The sequence below is a fragment of the Brachyspira catarrhinii genome (genome assembly GCF_005518285.1).
GTDB classification, from domain to species: domain Bacteria; phylum Spirochaetota; class Brachyspiria; order Brachyspirales; family Brachyspiraceae; genus Brachyspira; species Brachyspira catarrhinii.
Genome location: NZ_SJDU01000691.1, coordinates 1 through 683, shown reverse-complemented (window position 1 = coordinate 683; position 683 = coordinate 1). Strand labels below are relative to the sequence as shown.

The window sequence follows — 683 nt, the reverse complement described above, 5'->3', positions numbered from 1 at the left end:
CGCTTCGTATAACTCCGTAGCCATTTTATATTTTATATTATTCGAAAGTTCCAAAGCATCTTTTTTAAAATTATTATTGAAATAAATTATCGCTTCCCTATTGTAAAATTTGGTTATAAGTTCCAAAGCTATTTCTTTATTTTTTTCTTTGTCTTTAATTTTTTTCAAAGCTCTTAATCCCACAAATTCTTTAATCCATTTTTGAGTTTTGCCGTTAAAAAAATTACTTATAGGATAATCGTCTCTGTAAAATTCGGCTAACGCTTTATACTGTTCGGCGTAAGGATAGAGAGTCGAGCGAGGATATTCTTTAATAATCGTTGAATATAAATTGATGGCTTCGTCATACATGTTCGCGTATAAGGCGCTTTTTGCTCCGTAATATATGACATAATCTCTAATTAAAATTTCGTCAGCGCCGTTTATTATATTTGTGAATTGATTATAAGCGTTTAAATATTTTCTTTCGTTATAGAGTTTCAAAGCCGTTCCGTAATTTATTTTATTTTTTGAAATTATATTCGGAAGTTCGGGCAAATTTTTAGCGTTTAATATAGACGTCGCTATTATTATAATAAGTTCGAACGATAGAGTTAATAAAAATATTCTTTTTTTCATGGGAAAAAATTTAAAAAATTAATTTAAAATTTATATGATTATATTTTTATGCATTTTAATATCAT

The 683-nt window shown here is 26.9% G+C and carries 1 protein-coding gene; it reads right to left on the bottom strand.

Annotation, left to right across the window (positions count from 1 at the left end; all coding sequences use genetic code 11):
* Positions 1-618, bottom strand: a 618-nt coding sequence (locus EZH24_RS13090; protein ID WP_419670471.1) for a tetratricopeptide repeat protein, incomplete at its 3' end; no start/stop codon positions are given.
* Between the last annotated feature and the right edge of the window lie 65 nt (positions 619-683).